Here is an 18,095-nt window from a genome sequence, read left to right on the forward strand (position 1 = left end):
AAATTAAAAAGGGGGATTTATTCATGAAAAAGTTTTTAGTATTAATGCTGTCGATCTTTTTAGTCATGTCTTTAATGGTAGGTTGTACTAGCACAAGTGAAGACACATCTGGTACAGATAACCCACCAGCAGTAGAGGATAATAAGGAAGAAACTAACGATAAAGTAAAAGTTGGTCTTGGTACTATTAATTCAATTGCAAAGTCCAAAAGTTACAGTCTTGAAGGATCTAAAGAGACCCTTCCAGTAGGTCAAGTGGACACTATTATGGCTGCTGCTGCATTTGATGCTGATGGTAAAGTAATCAGTGTAATCATTGACACAGCTCAAACAAAAGTTAATTTTGACAAAGAATTAAAGCTTACTTCTGACAAAGCAGCTGAAATTAAAACTAAGTTTGAAAAAGGAGACGAATATGGTATGCGTAAAGCGTCTCCAATTCAAAAAGAATGGTTTGAGCAAATTGCTGAGTTGGAAAAGTGGATGGTTGGTAAAACAATTGATGAAATTACAGGCATGCAGCTTAAGGATGATGCACCAGATGTTCCTGAGTTAACTTCAACTGTAACAATGGGAGTAGATGGCTACATTGCAGCTGTTGAAAAAGCTTACGCTAATGCTATCGAAGTAGAGAACTTTGAGAAGTTAGGCCTGGGTCAAAATGTATCAATTGCTAAATCTAAAGAATTAGGTGAAAAGGATGGCAAAGAAGTTTTACCAGTGGCACAAGTTGATACAACTATAGCTGCTACTGCATTTGATGCTGATGGTAAAGTTGTAGGTACTTCAATTGACGTAGCTCAAGTAAAAATAAATTTTGATGCTGAAGGTCAAGTAACCACTGACCAAGCTGAAGCGATTAAAACTAAGAAGGAAAAAGGCGAAGACTATGGCATGAGAAAAGCTTCTCCTATCAAGAAAGAATGGTTTGAGCAAATTGCAGATTTAGAAAACTGGATGGTTGGTAAAACAACTGATGAAATCAAAGGAATGCAACTTAAAGACGAAGCTCCAGACGTTCCAGAATTAACTTCTTCTGTAACGATTGGCGTAACTAGCTATATTGAAGCTGTAGTAGAATCTTTTGCCAACGCTAGATAGGCTAAAATAATATAACAATCTTATATATAATCACTCCTCATTTGAGGAGTGATTTAAATTATCCACAATTTTAATTACTAGATTTATATAAAGGAGAATTTTTATGAAGAAGAAAGTATCTGTTTTATTGATGTGCTGCTTATTATTCTCCCTCATAGGCTGTAAAACAGAAACAAAAATAGAATATAATAAATTCAGTGATAGCTTTTTCGACACCTTCGATACTTTAATAACCGTTGTGGGATATACAGAAGATGAAGAAGAATTTAACACATATTTTAGTGTAATTCAAGAGGGCTTTAGAAGATATCACCAGCTATTTGACCGTTACAATGAATATGAGGGCATTAATAATATTAAAACCATTAATGACAATGCAGGAATAAGTCCTGTTAAGGTGGAGCAGGAAATTATTGATCTCATCCTCTTTTCTAAGGAATGGCATACCCGTACCAATAGTGTAACCAATATTGCCTTTGGTCCTGTTTTGGAAATCTGGCATGATTATCGAACGGAAGGTATAGATGATCCTAAAAATGCTCAAATCCCTCCTATGGAGGAGCTACAGGCGGCCGTCCAATATACGAATTTAAATCAAATCATTGTGGATACTGATAATAGTACCGTCTTTCTCCCAGATAAAAATATGCTACTGGACGTAGGGGCTGTTGCAAAGGGCTATGCTACTGAAATGGTAGTAAGGAATGTGTCCAAAAAAGGTATGAACTCAGGCATCATCAGTGCAGGTGGAAATGTCCGTACGATAGGCAATCCTCCTAAGGATAAAGGTGAATATTGGGTGATTGGACTTCAAAACCCAGATAAGACTCTTTTTTCAGACCAACAGCATTTAGATGCAATTTTTATAAAGGAAGCATCGGTAGTCAGCAGTGGAGATTATCAAAGATATTATTATGTAGGAGATCAATTACTTCACCATTTAATTGATGCCAAAACCTTAATGCCTGCCTCCTATTATCGAGCTGTAACTGTAACTGCCAAGGATTCAGGTGTGGCAGACTTTTTATCAACGTCTTTATTTCTGCTTCCCTTTGAGGAAAGTCTTTCTTTGGTGGAAAGTATTGAAGGGGCAGAAGCCCTATGGGTAATGCCCGACGGTGAGGTAAGGACTACAGAAGGTATGAAAAAAATGCTTAAAAGTCATGGTGCCACCAATCAGAAGTAGTTTTTTTTACTTTATACAATTAACCCCCCACTCATGGAGTTTATTTCCATTTCGTGGGGGGTTAATTAAATATGGTATTATATTTTGCTTGTATTTTGACTTATTTACTTTTAGGATCCTCTTGTTTTCTGTTGAATAATGATAAAGTCAACACATCCTTTTCCCTTAGATTTAACTTAGCAGATACCTCTTCTCCATTGACCTTTACCAGTCCCATTCTGATTAATTCAACAACTTGGTTTCTACTATAATCTTTGATTTTAGATGCCAATAGCTTATCCAGCCTTTCTTTTTTTTCTAATATGGTCAAGTGAATATCCACTTCTTTGATTCCCTCTTCCATCAGCTTAGTCAAGTAAATCTCTTCAGCTTCAGTTGCGTTTGATTGTACTTGCTCCTGGAGGTTTTCTAAGCCTGGCACTGATTTAAAGCTCCCTAAAACTTTATTCCATGTATGGTTCTTTGGACATTTATAGATGGCAAAATGATATATGTTTTTTCCATTAGCATTTTGCCTTCTCTTTAATGTATCGGTAAAATCCACCTTTTTCCCACAACTTGAGCAATATCTTTCCTCTACCTCAACACCACTGTTGTATATTTCCCAATTTATACTTAATTTTTTTTCCATATTCCCTACCTCCGATTATTATGATAATAATACGATAAGGAATATAGTCCATTTTAAAGTTTGTTTCAGGTAATGTACAAATCATAAACTTACTATACTCCTCTCGTTTATTGAATTTGAGACATCACCATAATAAAAGGCGTCATATAATCACCACCAATCCTAGTATTTGGGGATTTGTGTACTTATATGGACAGCAATTTGCTTGTACTGTACTTCTCTTCTCTATATTTAACTCCAATAAAAAAAGGTCATAGGAAGATTAACTTTTCCTACAACCTTAATAGCTTAATTATTGTAATGCAAAAATAGAATTAGATCCAGACTAATGTATTCCTATATGCAGCATATATACGATAGTCTATATCCTTAAATTCTATGAAAATAATCAAGTTATGGTGAAGTAAGCTTCCACTAAATTGCTATTCCAAAAGAGTACAACAAATAAACCTAAAAAATTTAGGCAAAAACTCTTTTTAAAAAAATATATTAATTTTGGTAAATTAATATTAGCAATTAGCTGGCGTCATAGCTTGCTTCCCTCCTTAACTGTCTAAAAATATTTGAATACATTTCCATTATATACAAACATACTGATTTTGTAAACAAATATTTAGATGAGGTATCGTTTTCAGCAATACATCTCCTTGAGTAAATCTGCAAATAAATTACTTCTCTTATTACTCCAGAAAAATTAAAAACCAGTTCTTCCACCCTATAGTAACAGGTGAGAAAAACTGGTTTTAGTTTGCATGAATGTTTAGTTATTATAATATAGGTTTTCTGTTGAATATTGTGGATCACAGGTAATATCAATCCCCAACTTTCTAAATATTTCTTCATCATGAATACTTAAAATGGTAGTAGAGTGAGCCTGACAGCCCTTCAGTTCACTTAGCTTTTCCATAGCAACTTGAGCCATTGGGTTAGTAGCGGCACATATACTTAAAGCAATTAATATTTCTTCACAATCTAAAGCAGAGCTTTTACTTCCTAAGTTCTTTGATTTAAGGTTTCTAATTGGCTCTAGAATGACTGGAGAAATCAAGTGTATGTCATCTGCGATATTGGCAAAGTACTTAACAGAGTTTAAAATAACCGCTGCTGTGGAATCCATTATATCGGAGCTTTTACCAGTTAGAATTGTACCATCTTCTAACTCTATGGCCACTGCTGGACACACTTCATTTTTAGCCGATATTTCTTTTAACTTTGCAGAGCGTTCCCTCGCTGGTATGACTACACTTCTATCGCTTTCTTGTAATTTAAGCTCTTCCATAATCAACTTGCTTCGTTCTAAAGTTTCTTTGTCTGCATGACCTTTTTTATATTCTATGCCTGTCTTAAAATATCTTCTAATAATTTCTTGTCTAGCAGCTTCTTTAACAGAGTCATCATTAAAGATTCCATATCCAACTCGATTAACCCCCATATCGGTTGGAGATTTAAAGTTAGATTCTTGCCCTGTAATTTTTTCTATAATTCTCTTTAGTACGGGGAAGGTTTCTATGTCACGATTATAGTTTATGGCAACGTCACCATAAGCATCTAAGTGGAAGGAATCAATCATGTTTACATCCTTCAGGTCTACTGTTGCAGCCTCATAAGCTATATTTACAGGATGCTTTAAAGGAAGATTCCATACTGGGAAAGTTTCGAATTTTGAATAGCCAGCAACTCTACCTTGTCTATATTCATGGTAAAGCTGACTAAGACAAGTAGCTAACTTACCACTACCTGGTCCTGGAGCAGTGACTACCACTATAGGCTTTGTTGTTTCAATATAGGGATTTTGCCCATATCCTTCATCACTAACGATGGTATCTACATCTATCGGATATCCTTTAGTTGTTCTATGGGTATATACCTTAATACCTCTTCTTTCAAGTTTGTTAATGAAGACAGTTGTAGCAGGTTGTCCATCATAGCGGGTAATAACAACGCTATTAACATCAAGGTCATAACTTCTCAAATCGTCAATTAATCTTAGGGTATCTAAGTCATAAGTGATCCCAAAGTCCCCTCGAATCTTATTTCTTTCAATATCCCCAGCATAAACACAAATAACTACTTCAACTTTTTCTTTCAATTTCTGTAATAATTTAATTTTAGCATTTTCATCAAACCCTGGAAGCACCCTTTTTGCATGAAGATCAAATAAAAGTTTTCCACCAAATTCTAGATACAGCTTATCATAATGATTAACCCTTTCTAGAATGTACTTCGATTGTTCTTCTAAGTATTTTTCGTGATCAAATCCTCTTTTCATATTTTATTTACTCCTCACCTTTTCACTTCTTTTGTATTCTTTATTATTAAGTTTACACAATCTTCCACAGAAGATTTCACCGTTAATTCATCGACTCTTTATTATCTCATATTTTCCACTTAAAATAAACACCTATATATGATTTTTTTATTTTTTCGACTTCAAATAATTGGAATACCTCTACCTATCTGAATTTTACCCTTAAGGAATAATTCATCCTTTTTTCTGGGAAAATTATTATAAGACTTTTTAGCTTCAATTAGGTTGTCGAAAAGCCTTTAGATTCAAGGAACAAGAAAGTTTAACAAAAGCTTTACCTTAACCTTATTTATTTTTAAAACATTTATTCTAATATGAAATTAGCAATGGAGAGGGGGATTTTTATGAATATAGCTATTGTTACTGCTTCTATTGGACATGGGCACAATTCTGTAGCTTTAGCGTTGGAGGAGAAAGTTAAAAGTGAGGGGCGTCATAATGTAGCAGTTTTTGATATCCTAGAGGATAGTCGAGTTTCACAAATTTTAAAAAGTGTTTATCTTGAAATGATTACAAAAACCCCTTACTTGTACAGCAAAATGTACCAATGGAGCCAACGGCATAGAAAAGTCAGCTCCTTGACTAGTTATTTTAATTTTATATGCCTAAAAAATCTAAAAAACATAATCAGTGATTTTAAACCTGATGTGTTTATCTTTACTCATCCATTTCCTGCCTTAAGTTATCGTCAATCTCTGAAAATTCCTGCTTGGACAGTAATTACTGACTACTCCTATCATCCGATTTGGTATAGTTCTCAAATTAATGGCTATTTTGTTGCCAATACAGATATTAAGGATTATTTGACCCAAAGTGGATTCCCACAAGATTTCATTTACGAAACTGGTATACCCATAAAAGATAGCTTTTTCAAACCAGAAATAACAGAATTCCCCAATAAAACTGTTAAAAATACTCCCTTGATTTTAATTATGGGGGGAGGGCTGGGATTAGGTGCTTTGAGTGAGATTGTGGAAAAACTTGAATCCTTAGATTCTCCTTTTGAATCCATTGTCTTAACCGGTAAAAACCAAGAACTATACAACCAATTGAATGCTACTTTTAAAAACAAGAGATCAAATAGATGGAAGGCTATGTCCTTCACCAATGATGTACCAAACCTGATGAGGCAGGCAGATCTCCTTATTTCTAAAGGAGGCGCCATCACCCTTACAGAGGCCATGGCTTCAAAATTGCCAACTGTAATTTACAAACCTATTACTGGTCATGAAGAAGAAAACACCAGATTTGTCTGTAATCAAGAGTGGGCTAAATGGGCAGAAACACCTAATGACCTTTTACAGATTACTCAACGGCTTTTAACTACACCCGAAGAACTTGCAACGATGAAATTGAAGGCGGCAGAATCCTGTATCCCCTCATCTACAGAAGATATTCTGGAGACTATTGTTAATGACTACCAAAAACCATTAAGGAGGATTTCCCTATGAATGCGAATGTACTCCATCAAAAAGAAATATCCATCTGTCCTGTTCATTCATATTGTACATCTCAAGGAATTAAAATTTTGAAAAATGACCAATCATTAGGTATTGCAGATCATCTTGATTCCTTTCTTCTATTACTTCACAAAGGAAATTCATGGTGTGATGAAGGTTTTAAAAATATACATCACTTTTACCATCATCGTACCGGTAAAGGGGTGATGGGACTAACGGGAGCCGATACCCAGCTGTACGAGAACATAGAAAGGGCAAAAAAAGCCTATAAGTCCTATTCATTAAAGGAATGTTATTTCTATATAGGTGCAGCCCTTCACCTACTTCAAGATTTGTGTGTTCCCCACCATTCTTTGGGTCATTTATTAAAGGGCCATAGTGATTACGAAAACTGGGTTCAAAAACACTATAGCTCCTTTTCTGTGTCGGAGGGTGGTCTGTATGATTTTAAACATCCTATGGAAATCCTAGACCATAATGCTGGTATTTCAGCTAGTTATTCAGAATTAATTACCAACCCCACCGAGAATAATAAAATAGAAGCAACTAAAGAGCTACTTGCCTTAGCCCAAAGGTCCTCTGCTGGATTTCTGTACTTGGTTCTGAAATATATTCTACCAATGGATGTTGGAACACTGAAGATTGCAATTTAATAATCGTTTTTCTTATCTGCTCTTCATAGTCTCATAATATTGCAAGCAAAAAAACCAGCAACTTAAAGTATAGTCATACGAGGTTATTGGTTTTTTCTGTGGTGAAGGTGTCTGTTTTTTTAATAGACTTATTAAATAGACTAATAACGCTTCTTAGCCTTCATCTTTTTAATTTGATTTTGTAAATATTTTAAATCAAAGTCATCAAAATCCCTCTTACCATTTACAAGGATGGCAGTATCATCAACGTTATTTTTAATATAGAAGAATTTTTTCTCTGAAGCTTCTATTGATTCTATGTTAGTATTATCATATAGCTCATATTTCCACTGTCGGCCTACCTGATAGATGACAAAACTGTGGCTACCCGCTTCTAAATCCTGCTGTATCTCTTCGACTAACTCTGGTAATTTCATCGTAATCCTCCTTATCTACCTACTTCTATTAGTTATAGTATATCTTAACCCAATTCAGCAACTCCTAAAAATACTTCCTATAACTATAGTTAAGAGGGCAAAGAGGGTTAAGAATTTTTTATTTTATTAGTTTATCAATAAAGCTATCAACATTCAATATTTAATATTTATATCCTCACTAAAAAGTCTCCTCAGCTTTTTTATGTTAAGTTCGTATTAATAAATTTAATCTAGACACAATAACTGTATAATCTATTGATGAGAGGATGATTAGAAATGGAGTTGCATCAAGCAATCCAGTGCCCCCAATGCTCCAATGAAAACTTTTTAGCTAAATACGAATCTACCTACGTGTATTCATATAAGATTGAATCTGATGATACAAAAAATGCCGTGGACAACACCCTTCCCTTTATGTTTGATAATCGAGAACAAAAAAACGCCAAGCAATATATTGAATGTAGAGATTGTGGTGCCCAATACCCCTGCCACTTTACTCTAGATTCCGAACAGGTAGACTTTACCATAGTTCAAAAGGCTCTACGGGGAGATTATGCTGAAAACCCTGAGTTTTTTGGATAATAAAAAAATAATCATAACCCACACTGTGGCAGTACTATTAAAGAAATCATCTTGTACAACAGGGTGCTGAGGGTATTTACTACTTTCTCTTCACCCTATACCTCAATACTGTCTTCAATTTTGCTGCCTCCACCTTCCTTGCGTCGGATAAATAGATTTCCCGATGGGCTAAAGTGATTATCTCAAGGTTATTTTCTTCGATGTATTGCTTCATTAACTCAAAGGATTTCGGCTCGTCATCATAGGAGCCCACATGGAGCATCTGGACTGCCAAACCGTCCTCTAAAGTATCAAATACTACTTCATCTAAAAGTGGGTGAGGCTTCTTCTTTCTTACAATTTCAAAGGCTTTTTCTACTACTTCCTTATTTACAAAATCGGGTTGTCTAATCATGATGTTATATACAAGCTCATCTTTGTTTAAGTAATCTAATTTCTTGCCTTCCTCCGTCAAGTCCCAAACCCCTTCAAGGGGATATACGGTATATTCGAAATAACCTTCTGGGGTATATCCTTGTTTAGGCATCATTCTAATGGCATAGGCCAAGGAATAAAGAACTTCTATCTTGTCAGAAAACGATTTGTCATTGGGATTTCCTGTCCCCTTTATCATTAAGAATTTTTGATTTGATACGGTGATCAGCTCTGGTTTTTCCTTTGGCACATATAAGTTCTTTTCATGCTTTCTCCATTCATGTTTCATTTACTTGTCCCCTTCTTTCAGTAAATTCCTTTTACAGTGATACTTATTTACATTATATCCTATACATTAAATTAATTCTTCCTCTAAATTATCTAAAAAAAGTCCCATATCAAAAATTAATTTGACGGGACTATGCAAACACTTAATTGAACAAATACTTAATTTAACTAGATCAAGCTATTTTATCCTTTTCATCTAATTTTTCTAGGAATAATTTTTTCTTATCTCCTTCTAAGACACCATGAATATAACCCTCTATGCAATGATATTTAGTAGGTATTTTTTGTTGTAGTTCTTTCTTTATCCTTTCATATTTATTAATTTCATTTGTAAGATAAAAGTAGTCCCCATTTTCCATAAAAATATGAAGAACATTATGAATCTTTAACCGCTGCTTATGATTGACATTAAAAATATATTGAATCTCCTCTGTTTGATATTGTCTAATATCTTGATTGTTGTTGAAGGCAAATTCAATCCCATCACTGCTGATTTTGATATACTTAGACCTATAATACTGAAATTTACTCCAGTACCAATCTATCAATAAGTAACAGATGGCCATATAGCCTATTCCAAATTTCCATCCTGCACCTATATCGTAAATGAACCAACCACCCCATATGGATATCATTAGAAAGAAAATCATCCCCCCTGCCCACTCCTTATAGGGATAAACATACTTCATGCCACCACACCCTCTCCATAATTTACTCTATTCTTGTCTTTGTCTCAAGGAATCCTTATTTGTATTCTTTACAAAAAGCAAAAGGAACTATACTTGTTAATAACAAATATAGCTCCTTTATTTTTCCTCAAGGGAATTACGCCCCAGACCCTTGAGATTTCTGATAAATAAAAGACTATCAAACTGATCATCAATTACCGTCATATGTTTACAGTCTACATTCTTTAGCTCACCGCTGATGATCGCTCGATAATCTAATTGTGATTTTTCACTCTTAATATCATAAGCGCTTTCTTCTAAACGCCTGCCTTCATTTAAGAAACCCTCGATAAACTTACTAGATAATCTTTTATATTTTTTCTTATGAATGATTCTATCATTTGATATATAAAAAATTTTATAGCCTTCTAGGATTTTCTCCCCCAACAAAATTCGTCGGTTGATTAAGTGTGAGTGGTCTCCTTCAGATTTGGAAGTAAACAAGTATTTCATATTAGGAATGATATCTCTATAAATAGAAGCGATTTCATACTGTTCTTCTTTTGCAGCTATCTTCATTTTTTCTTCAATTACTAAAATAAAGAGTTGTAGAATTTCTTTTTTAGACAAGATTTCTACAAGACATTCCCTATTTTGTACAAAGAAATCTTTTGTTATGGCCTTGGGCAAAACATTGTAATTGAATTCATAGGCTGCTGCACATTTGGTTATAGGATAGATATGGTGGAAAAAATTAATAATATTTAGAAGGATATTTTTACTTCTATAGGGCCCAAAACAGTTTGCTTCCTCTCTTTCATCCACCATTGATAGGATTTTACATGGATTGTAGCCCTCCACTTTTATATATTTATATTTCTGTTCATTTTTAAATTGAGCATTATATATGGGTTTTAGGCTTTTAATCAGACTACACTCTAACATTTGAGCCTCTAAATGGGTATCCGTCACAATATAGTCAATATCATGGATATGAAAGACCATTCGTTTAATTTTATTCCAATCATGTTCCCTATTAAAATAGGATTTTACCCTTGATTTTAAGTTTTTGCTTTTCCCAATGTATATGATATTTCCTTGGAAATCCTTCATTTGATATACTCCTGGTGCGACAGGGATAGCGTTAATCTTCTCAACTAAATCGTACGGTACTTTTCGCAAATTAAACACCTGCTCTACTTTGATCTTTAAATGAATATTATTATCTTTATCCTACAGTCTTCAACAATCTATGCAACACCACCACAATCTCTGCCCGAGTTGCCTTATGCTTAGGTTTGATTCCGCCACCAGAGCCAGCGATTAGACCTCCCTTTGTCAGTCTTGCCACTGAATCCCTAGCGTAGTTGCTGATGAGGTGGGCATCATGATAGACCTCTAGGGTTTCATCCCCTGCTGACTGGAGCTTCATACCAGAAAGATCGATTGCCCTCGCCATAATCACCATCATATCTTCCCTTGTGATATTGCCATTAGGGTTAAATTTGTCTCCATAACCACCTGCAAGCCCCAATTCCCTTGCCACCCCTATTGCATGATAGTAATAAGTAGCTTTTGAGACATCACTGAAGTTATCCTTAAAATCAGCCTTTAGGTTTAAAGCCCTTACCACCATGAGGATAAAATCTCCCCTTTTAGTATTTAAGGATGGCCCAAACATCCCTGTGTTGACTCCAAATATAATTTTGTTTTCATAGAAATAATCTATAGCGTCTACTGCCCATCCATAGTTCCTTCCAATGTCATTAAAGTACTTAGACAAAGTAATCCCAATAGTAAGTCCTGTACTTTCATTGTGGAGCCGATCAAGGGCTGTAACAACATAAGCCGTTTTCAATGGGTCAACCTCTGCTTTATCTATAAAAGCTTGTAGTCCATTGGCTTCTTTTCTTTGGGTTGTGACTAGTTTTAAAGAACTATCATCAGCATTTACATCCAGCTTTTCATTTTTATTTATCCTATAGATGGCATAATAGGCGGTATTAGGGTCTTGATCTACCCATGACACCTGAATACCCTTTGAGCTAACCGCCATTCTCCCTTGGGTCGGGTTATTGGGAGCCTTACCCCCCTTCCAAGGCATTACCGGTACTAGGGCTTTTGCTCTCCAAGCATTTCCTTTTATCCCATCGACCACCGATTGCTTATTATTATCAAAGAGGTTCTTACATCGAAACATAATACTGCCTTTTACTTCAGGGTTTGAGATATTATATTTCAATTGTCTATCCATCTCTTCTACGGCTTCAGTGCCTTTAAAGTACTGATCTGAATCATCATTGACCTTGTAGAGCCCTTGACCTACATAGAGGTGCACCTTCTTGCCCTTCACGAGCTTTGTCCACCATTGGGAAATCTCCCCATAGGGTGCTCGCGGGTTTCCAAAGCTAAAATAGATTTGTGGAGCAATATAGTCAATGATTTCTTCCTCCACCCACTTTTTAGTATCGGCATAGCTTCTGTTGTAGTGGGGTAGCCCAGCACTGGTATTTGATCCATCTGGATGTCCATCTTTTTGATTTGCCCACACCCCAGATGGACTGATTCCAAATTTCACCCAAGGCTTTGATACCCTAATCTTCTCGGAAAGCTCCTTCACCAACAGATAGGTATTATTTCTTCTCCAGTCCCCTTTGTTGGCAAACTGACCTAGATTGTATTTTTCATAGGTATCTACATCCTGCAGTTCTCCGTCTTCTTTCTCATAGTAGAAATAATCATCAAAGTGTATACCATCTACATCATACTTATCTACAACTTCCATTACTCTATTGATGACCCATTGCCTTGCTTCTGGTATCCCTGGATCTACAACAAATCTGTTGTTTGCTGTTCTAATCCAATCTGGGTGTTCTTTGTAGACACTCTTCTCAATATTTAGGGAATCTATTGTGGCTTCATTTGTATACATGGAAACTCTATAAGGATTAAACCACGCATGTACTTCTAGATTCCGCTTGTGGGCTTCTTCAATTGCAAAGGCTAAGGGGTCAAATCCTGGGTCTTTTCCGTAGGTCCCCGTTAAATAACGGGACCAATTGACCATATCAGATTTATAAAAAGCATCCCCTTCAGCACTTACTTGAAAGAATACAGCATTCATATTCATCTCTACAGATTTATCTAATATTGCAATTAATTCTTCCATGCTCTTTTGTACCCGTTCCTTAGTATTTGATATTTTACTGGTTTCTGATGATGGCCAATCAAGATTGATGACCGTAGAAATCCATGTTGCCCTCAAATCCCTTTTGACAGCAGGAGTCTCTTGAGGTAAGTATTGGCTAAATTCATCCCAAGGTTCCGTCGCTGCAAAGGCAAAGATGGGTAAAGCTGTAAACAACAAAATATTGACCATAAAAATAGTCATAATCCTTCTAAAACTGTTTTTTCCTAACATATTGCTCCCCCTTTTAAACTACAGACAATCCTACTTAAATATTATCATTTATTTAACCTGTAGGATAGGGGGAATTGATTTCCACTGTTTTAAAAAACCTAGCATTTGCAATTCTTTACGGCCTTATGACTTTATTACCTTATATCCTAAGGCTTTCCAAGTATAATTTGATTTCTTCCGCACTACCCAAGGATAGTACTTTTTCTGTAACTTTCTCACATTCAGCAACACTTAATTCTCGCATCTGTTTTCTAGCAGGTAAAATGGATATAGGACTCATACTAAATTTATCCAGTCCCATCCCTATAAGAATTGGAATCATTCGCTTATCTCCTGCTATTTCACCACACATCCCAACCCAGATTCCTGCTTTGTGTCCATTATCAATCACTGTTTTAATTAACCTTAAGACTGCTGGATTAAAGGGTTGATATAGATGATGGATTTTTTCGTTCAATCGGTCTACAGCACAGGTATACTGAATCAGATCATTTGTTCCGATACTAAAGAAATCCACATGCTTTGCCAGTAGATCACTGATAATAGCTGCTGAAGGTACCTCAATCATGATTCCTACTTCCACATCGGAAGCATATTTCATGCCTTCTTGGTCTAAATCGCCCTTAACCTGATTTAGTACCTCTTTGGCTTGAAGCAATTCTTCTATGCTGGAAATCATGGGGAACATGATTTTAAGATTTCCATACACACTTGCCCTTAATATTGCCCTTAACTGCGTTTTAAAAAATTCTTGCTCCACTAGGCAGAGGCGTATAGCTCTGTAACCTAAAAAAGGATTCATTTCTTTATCTATTTTTAAGTAGGATAAGTTTTTATCACCACCGATATCCAATGTTCTAATAACGATGGGCTTTGGATTCATGGTTTCCAGTACCTTTTTGTAGGCTTGGAATTGCTCCTCTTCACTGGGCATAGTATCTCTATTCATATATAGGAATTCTGTCCTAAATAGCCCAACACCCTCAGCGTCGTTCTCCTGCAATCCTGCAAGATCATTTGGTGTACCAATATTTCCTGCCAGTTGTACCCTTTGGCCGTCTTTAGTAACGCTTTCTTTTCCCTTCATTTTCTCAAGGGCTTTACGTTCTTCTTTATAGGCATTTTTTTTCTGTTGATACAGCTTAACTATTTCCTCCGTTGGGTTTAGAATAACTTTACCACCTTCACCATCTAGGATTACAAAATCATCTGTCTTTAGATTTTCAGTAATATCAACTAAACCCACCACAGCAGGGATTTCCAAAGACCTTGCCATAATGGCAGTATGGGATGTTTTTCCACCAATATTGGTGAGAAAACCAATTACCCTTTCCTTATCCATCGTAGCTGTTTCAGAAGGGGTTAAATCATGGGCAACTAAGATTACCTCTTCTTCTAAGACAGATAAATCAACAGTCTTTACGCCTTTAATATTTCTGATTACACGGTCGGTTACATCACGAATATCAGCTACTCTTTCCCTCATATACTCATTATCCATGGCTTCAAAGATATTGATAAACTCCTCTGCTGTCCTTCTCAAACCATAGGCTGCATCTACTCTGTCTTGCTTAATCTTGTTTGTTGTTCCACTGATCAGCTCTGGATCTTCTAGAATCATCAGATGGGCGTCAAATATCTCTGCCTTTTTAGCTCCGAATTCCACATGCGCCTTTTCCTTAATCTTCTCGATCTCTTCCTTTGAAGTGGCTACTGCTTTCAGGAGCTTTTGTTCTTCTACCTCGATATCTTCTATAGTTTGCTTTTCAACTGTTAGTGGTTCGTTGTCGAGAATCAATACCTTTCCTAGGGCAAGTCCTGGGGATGCCCCTATACCTTGTAGCATCCTCTATACCTCCTCATCAAAGTTAATCTTATAATTTTAAAGCTCTATCCAATATCTCTGAAGCATTTCTCCATCTTCTTGAAGAACTTCATTTTCTAAAATCCCACCATTTTTCATGATTGTTTTGGCAGAACCTACATTTTCTTTATCGCAAGTGATCAATGCTCTATCAATCCCAAATTCCTTTGCTATAGGTAGAGCCATGGCCAACATCTTGGCTGCATAGCCTTTTTGACGCTCCGATGGACGTACTCCATAGCCAATATGACCACCATAATTTAGTAGGAATTCATTCAACTCATGTCTGATATTGATGGCTCCAAGAACTCTTTTTCCATCCTCCATTAAGAAAAATGTGTGGGCAGGTACAAGGTTCTCAGGACAAGTCTCCCTCTTTTCAATTTCATATGTCTTTTGTAACCATGTGTCAAAATCCATATTCCTTAATTGGACTGACATAGGTACAATGGATTGTCCATTCTTTTCCCACTCTTTTATAAATTCATAGTAGGCTTCTTCTATTTCCTTACTGGCTCTTACTAGTTCTAGTTTCATGTTTATTCCCCCATTTTATTATTTTCCCCTGTTGAACAAAACATTTGAATACAAGTATAATTCTTGAAAAAGTTTAGATATCCTTTATCGAAATGCTATTTCTAATGTGAAAAAATCCTACAAGTAGTAGGACTTTATAGGATTTATTTCATAAACACTTATTTGGTTTTTGTTTTATCATCGATTTCCTTTAATTCATCTTCATTATATTCTTTGAAAAAGGCTCCTAATTTTTCCCTCGCTTTTCTTTTTACATCCTCATCAATATAGACTGCTGCCGTCGCCAGTGCTATTGCCAAAATTCCTAAGTCATCACCGTAGCCCATTAAAGGGATAATATCAGGAACAGCATCAAAGGGAAAAATAAAATAACCTAATGAGCCAAGGATGGATGTTTTCACCCATTTAGGTGTATTGGGCTTTTTTAGAACATAGTATAGCAACAGTGCTGCATAGGAAACTTTCACTCCAGCTTTTTTTGCAAATTTAAATAATTTATACCAAAAGGAATCCTCTGAGTATTGTTTTGAATAATCTTCTTGTTCCTTATCCTCCATGTGATTTCCTCCTCCAGTTGTTTAATTACCTCCGTTAGTCGTATCTAACTATAGTATGCCATCATCAAGACAATATAGTCCCACTTAAAATCCTCTCGAATCTTACCTAAGCAATAACTATTATTCTTTATTATATCAGATAATGTGGATAGTTTTGTACCAAAGCAACAATATCCTTATGGTTTCTTTTTAGTAACTCTATTTTAATAAAGTACGTACTTCTCTTTGATGTTAGTGTATTATATAATATTTCCCATAAGATTGATTCAAATTATAAATTATATAATGTAAACGGCTACTATCTTACAAGGAGGGTTATAATGAAGGAATTTTTAGGTACCAAAGTAATTGATTTTACTTTCCAGGATTTAGACGGCAATACAATCTCCATTAAAGATTATATGGGAAAAAAGCTTCTTATTTTCATGTGGGCATCCTGGTGACGTTGTAGAAACCAAATGCCAGGTTGGCAAAAATTCTATGAAGAACATAAAGATAAAAATTTTGAGGTGTTAAGTATTGCAGTAGATATTAATGGAGCTGATGTGGTAAAACCCTATGCCAATGATTTTAATTTTAAGACCCTAATAGATTCAGAAAATATTTTGGCTGATCATTATGGGTTTAAAATAGTCCCCAATGCAATCTTCATTAATGAAGAAGGAAAGCTTAGTTTGATCAAACAAGGTTTTTCCATAGAACAAAGAGCCCATAGGGAAGCAATTGTTAAGCTATTAGATAATGAAGTTCCTTGTATCGAATTAGAGGACACATACTATATCCCTAGTGGTTCTAATGGTTTAGAGGTGAAGTTAGCAGAGACGAAATATAAACTTGCTAAGGAATATCTCAAGAATAATTTAAAAGAAAAAGCGCTAAAAGAATTAGACGAGGCTATTCTGTTGGATGGTGATAATTTCTTAATCCGAAAACAAAGATGGTATATACGTCATCCTGAAAAGTTCGAAGGAGACATTGATGTTGAATGGCAACAACAGCAATTGAAAAATGAAAAAGAAGAAGAAGCAAAAATAATGAATCCAGAAAACTGTAGTAGCAATGGTTGTGTGATTCCAGGGACAACGAAAGCATAATTAGTAATATAAAGAAGCTCTAACAGGATTATAATCTCTATCCATAGAGCTTTTTTTATGCAAATCATTAATTGTGATCCATTTAGCTTAGGTTTCCCAGCAGTGATAGCCACAAGTGCCTATTAAGACTCCATCTTCTTTTCTAACGATCCCCCAACGATTATGATTCTTTCCTTCTGGATTTTTGTACCAGCTAATTAATCCAACTGCCTCTTCTTTTGATGAGAAGGGTTCTTCGTCATATAAGTATCTACAGATGTCTTCGTCTGAAAAATGGGCAAATACAAAGTCTACATCCTCCATCGTTAACTCCCGTAATTTTAACCTTTCTGTTTCTATTTCAGGAAATTGCTTTATTCTAGTCAAGTTGGCTCCCCCTTTTATTTGATTCATTCTCTTAACAACTAATAATCCACTATTCCATTATTCTCTATTTTTTTGTATTTACCTGTTACTGAACTGTATTCTAAATCACCCATAAGACATATCGTCACCATTGTAATATTGCATTCTTTATTCGGATTTTAATAGAATATTATTAATCTACGTGGTTAATACGGCCCAATTTCAACCATTAAAAAACCCCTTAAATAGAGTCTATTTAAGGGGTAAAATATTTGCTAATTAGATAGCTGTAATATTTTCTGCTTGTGGTCCTTTTGGTCCTTGAACTACGTCAAAAGTAACTTTTTGACCTTCTTCAAGAGTCTTGAAACCATTTGAGTTGATTTGAGAGAAATGAGCGAAAACGTCTTTTCCGTCTTCTGCTGTAATAAATCCAAATCCTTTTTCTGCGTTAAACCATTTTACTGTACCATTCATCATATAATGTACCTCCGAAATTTTATTCTTAAATTAAATGCTTGTAATAACTCTCACTAAATAAAATCTCCATATCGACATACTTATATACATG

General features: G+C 35.3%; 19 protein-coding genes. 7 read left to right on the top strand and 12 right to left on the bottom strand.

Features of this window, described 5'->3' with window-relative positions; translation table 11 throughout:
• Together JOC73_RS13735 and JOC73_RS13740 are read left to right on the top strand one after the other, a co-directional pair.
• Window positions 1–1,100: hypothetical protein (locus JOC73_RS13735; protein ID WP_334297454.1), on the top strand; the 1,100-nt coding region annotated here is incomplete at its 5' end.
• Between the two features lie 103 nt (window positions 1,101–1,203).
• Window positions 1,204–2,286, top strand: coding sequence for an FAD:protein FMN transferase (locus JOC73_RS13740; RefSeq protein ID WP_204404221.1), 1,083 nt, complete (start codon window positions 1,204–1,206; stop codon window positions 2,284–2,286).
• 100 nt (window positions 2,287–2,386) lie between these two features.
• Here the strand turns inward: JOC73_RS13740 and JOC73_RS13745 are convergent, their stop codons facing one another.
• The gene (locus tag JOC73_RS13745) at window positions 2,387–2,917 is read right to left on the bottom strand and encodes a S4 domain-containing protein (protein WP_204404223.1); all 531 of its coding nucleotides are present in this window, start codon (window positions 2,915–2,917) and stop codon (window positions 2,387–2,389) included.
• Window positions 2,918–3,677: 760 nt separating this feature from the next.
• Window positions 3,678–5,186, bottom strand: coding sequence for a DUF1846 domain-containing protein (locus JOC73_RS13750; RefSeq protein WP_204404225.1), 1,509 nt, complete (start codon window positions 5,184–5,186; stop codon window positions 3,678–3,680).
• A 383-nt stretch (window positions 5,187–5,569) separates the two neighbouring features.
• On the opposite strand from JOC73_RS13750, the gene JOC73_RS13755 reads away from it, so the two are divergent.
• Both JOC73_RS13755 and JOC73_RS13760 read left to right on the top strand, forming a co-directional pair.
• Complete coding sequence (locus JOC73_RS13755; RefSeq protein ID WP_204404227.1) at window positions 5,570–6,676, top strand: MGDG synthase family glycosyltransferase; 1,107 nt, start codon at window positions 5,570–5,572, stop codon at window positions 6,674–6,676.
• Window positions 6,673–7,338, top strand: a complete 666-nt coding sequence (locus tag JOC73_RS13760) for a zinc dependent phospholipase C family protein (protein ID WP_204404229.1) — start codon at window positions 6,673–6,675, stop codon at window positions 7,336–7,338. The genes JOC73_RS13755 and JOC73_RS13760 overlap by 4 nt, the downstream gene beginning before the upstream one ends.
• A gap of 140 nt (window positions 7,339–7,478) precedes the next feature.
• Here the strand turns inward: JOC73_RS13760 and JOC73_RS13765 are convergent, their stop codons facing one another.
• Entirely contained in the window at window positions 7,479–7,754 is a 276-nt protein-coding gene (locus tag JOC73_RS13765; protein WP_204404231.1) for a hypothetical protein, read from the bottom strand.
• A 276-nt stretch (window positions 7,755–8,030) separates the two neighbouring features.
• Between JOC73_RS13765 and JOC73_RS13770 the strand changes: the two genes are divergently transcribed.
• Window positions 8,031–8,336, top strand: coding sequence for a hypothetical protein (locus tag JOC73_RS13770; protein WP_204404233.1), 306 nt, complete (start codon window positions 8,031–8,033; stop codon window positions 8,334–8,336).
• A 79-nt stretch (window positions 8,337–8,415) separates the two neighbouring features.
• Here JOC73_RS13770 and JOC73_RS13775 read toward each other — a convergent pair whose 3' ends face one another.
• From JOC73_RS13775 to JOC73_RS13805, 7 genes are all read right to left on the bottom strand, one after another.
• On the bottom strand, window positions 8,416–9,039 hold the full coding sequence (locus tag JOC73_RS13775) for a GyrI-like domain-containing protein (protein WP_204404235.1): 624 nt from the start codon (window positions 9,037–9,039) through the stop codon (window positions 8,416–8,418).
• A gap of 172 nt (window positions 9,040–9,211) precedes the next feature.
• Entirely contained in the window at window positions 9,212–9,727 is a 516-nt protein-coding gene (locus JOC73_RS13780; protein WP_204404237.1) for a hypothetical protein, read from the bottom strand.
• 117 nt (window positions 9,728–9,844) lie between these two features.
• On the bottom strand, window positions 9,845–10,888 hold the full coding sequence (locus JOC73_RS13785) for a GIY-YIG nuclease family protein (protein ID WP_204404239.1): 1,044 nt from the start codon (window positions 10,886–10,888) through the stop codon (window positions 9,845–9,847).
• Window positions 10,889–10,934: 46 nt separating this feature from the next.
• Window positions 10,935–13,127, bottom strand: a complete 2,193-nt coding sequence (locus JOC73_RS13790; RefSeq protein ID WP_204404241.1) for a family 10 glycosylhydrolase — start codon at window positions 13,125–13,127, stop codon at window positions 10,935–10,937.
• Window positions 13,128–13,266: 139 nt separating this feature from the next.
• Window positions 13,267–14,973 carry a phosphoenolpyruvate--protein phosphotransferase gene (gene ptsP / locus JOC73_RS13795; RefSeq protein WP_204404242.1) on the bottom strand — a complete coding sequence of 569 codons (1,707 nt, stop codon included), beginning with the start codon at window positions 14,971–14,973 and terminating at the stop codon, window positions 13,267–13,269.
• A 36-nt stretch (window positions 14,974–15,009) separates the two neighbouring features.
• Window positions 15,010–15,528 (bottom strand): GNAT family N-acetyltransferase, encoded by a 519-nt coding sequence (locus tag JOC73_RS13800; protein ID WP_204404244.1) that lies wholly within the window; start codon window positions 15,526–15,528, stop codon window positions 15,010–15,012.
• Window positions 15,529–15,686: 158 nt separating this feature from the next.
• A complete protein-coding gene (locus tag JOC73_RS13805; RefSeq protein WP_204404247.1) occupies window positions 15,687–16,085 on the bottom strand; it encodes a YkvA family protein in 399 nt (132 codons plus the stop codon).
• Between the two features lie 320 nt (window positions 16,086–16,405).
• On the opposite strand from JOC73_RS13805, the gene JOC73_RS15455 reads away from it, so the two are divergent.
• Complete coding sequence (locus JOC73_RS15455; RefSeq protein ID WP_204404249.1) at window positions 16,406–16,528, top strand: TlpA family protein disulfide reductase; 123 nt, start codon at window positions 16,406–16,408, stop codon at window positions 16,526–16,528.
• Between the two features lie 15 nt (window positions 16,529–16,543).
• Window positions 16,544–17,179, top strand: a complete 636-nt coding sequence (locus JOC73_RS13815) for a TlpA disulfide reductase family protein (RefSeq protein ID WP_204404251.1) — start codon at window positions 16,544–16,546, stop codon at window positions 17,177–17,179.
• Window positions 17,180–17,266: 87 nt separating this feature from the next.
• Here JOC73_RS13815 and JOC73_RS13820 read toward each other — a convergent pair whose 3' ends face one another.
• Window positions 17,267–17,545, bottom strand: coding sequence for a GNAT family N-acetyltransferase (locus JOC73_RS13820; protein ID WP_204404253.1), 279 nt, complete (start codon window positions 17,543–17,545; stop codon window positions 17,267–17,269).
• Between the two features lie 258 nt (window positions 17,546–17,803).
• A complete protein-coding gene (locus JOC73_RS13825) occupies window positions 17,804–18,004 on the bottom strand; it encodes a cold-shock protein (protein WP_243427991.1) in 201 nt (66 codons plus the stop codon).
• Window positions 18,005–18,095: the final 91 nt, after the last annotated feature.

It is taken from the genome of Alkaliphilus hydrothermalis, assembly GCF_016908555.1.
Taxonomy (GTDB): domain Bacteria; phylum Bacillota; class Clostridia; order Peptostreptococcales; family Natronincolaceae; genus Alkaliphilus; species Alkaliphilus hydrothermalis.

What these genes read in the sequence shown, in the direction of transcription:
- JOC73_RS13790 (WP_204404241.1), bottom strand. Translation starts at nt 13,127, where the DNA reads ATGTTAGGAAAAAACAGTTTTAGAAGGATTATGACTATTTTTATGGTC.
- JOC73_RS13805 (WP_204404247.1), bottom strand. Translation starts at nt 16,085, where the DNA reads ATGGAGGATAAGGAACAAGAAGATTATTCAAAACAATACTCAGAGGAT.
- JOC73_RS13765 (WP_204404231.1), bottom strand. Translation starts at nt 7,754, where the DNA reads ATGAAATTACCAGAGTTAGTCGAAGAGATACAGCAGGATTTAGAAGCG.
- JOC73_RS13745 (WP_204404223.1), bottom strand. Translation starts at nt 2,917, where the DNA reads ATGGAAAAAAAATTAAGTATAAATTGGGAAATATACAACAGTGGTGTT.
- JOC73_RS13815 (WP_204404251.1), top strand. Translation starts at nt 16,544, where the DNA reads ATGCCAGGTTGGCAAAAATTCTATGAAGAACATAAAGATAAAAATTTT.
- ptsP (WP_204404242.1), bottom strand. Translation starts at nt 14,973, where the DNA reads ATGCTACAAGGTATAGGGGCATCCCCAGGACTTGCCCTAGGAAAGGTA.
- JOC73_RS13800 (WP_204404244.1), bottom strand. Translation starts at nt 15,528, where the DNA reads ATGAAACTAGAACTAGTAAGAGCCAGTAAGGAAATAGAAGAAGCCTAC.
- JOC73_RS15455 (WP_204404249.1), top strand. Translation starts at nt 16,406, where the DNA reads ATGAAGGAATTTTTAGGTACCAAAGTAATTGATTTTACTTTCCAGGAT.
- JOC73_RS13750 (WP_204404225.1), bottom strand. Translation starts at nt 5,186, where the DNA reads ATGAAAAGAGGATTTGATCACGAAAAATACTTAGAAGAACAATCGAAG.
- JOC73_RS13825 (WP_243427991.1), bottom strand. Translation starts at nt 18,004, where the DNA reads ATGATGAATGGTACAGTAAAATGGTTTAACGCAGAAAAAGGATTTGGA.
- JOC73_RS13755 (WP_204404227.1), top strand. Translation starts at nt 5,570, where the DNA reads ATGAATATAGCTATTGTTACTGCTTCTATTGGACATGGGCACAATTCT.
- JOC73_RS13740 (WP_204404221.1), top strand. Translation starts at nt 1,204, where the DNA reads ATGAAGAAGAAAGTATCTGTTTTATTGATGTGCTGCTTATTATTCTCC.
- JOC73_RS13760 (WP_204404229.1), top strand. Translation starts at nt 6,673, where the DNA reads ATGAATGCGAATGTACTCCATCAAAAAGAAATATCCATCTGTCCTGTT.
- JOC73_RS13770 (WP_204404233.1), top strand. Translation starts at nt 8,031, where the DNA reads ATGGAGTTGCATCAAGCAATCCAGTGCCCCCAATGCTCCAATGAAAAC.
- JOC73_RS13780 (WP_204404237.1), bottom strand. Translation starts at nt 9,727, where the DNA reads ATGAAGTATGTTTATCCCTATAAGGAGTGGGCAGGGGGGATGATTTTC.
- JOC73_RS13775 (WP_204404235.1), bottom strand. Translation starts at nt 9,039, where the DNA reads ATGAAACATGAATGGAGAAAGCATGAAAAGAACTTATATGTGCCAAAG.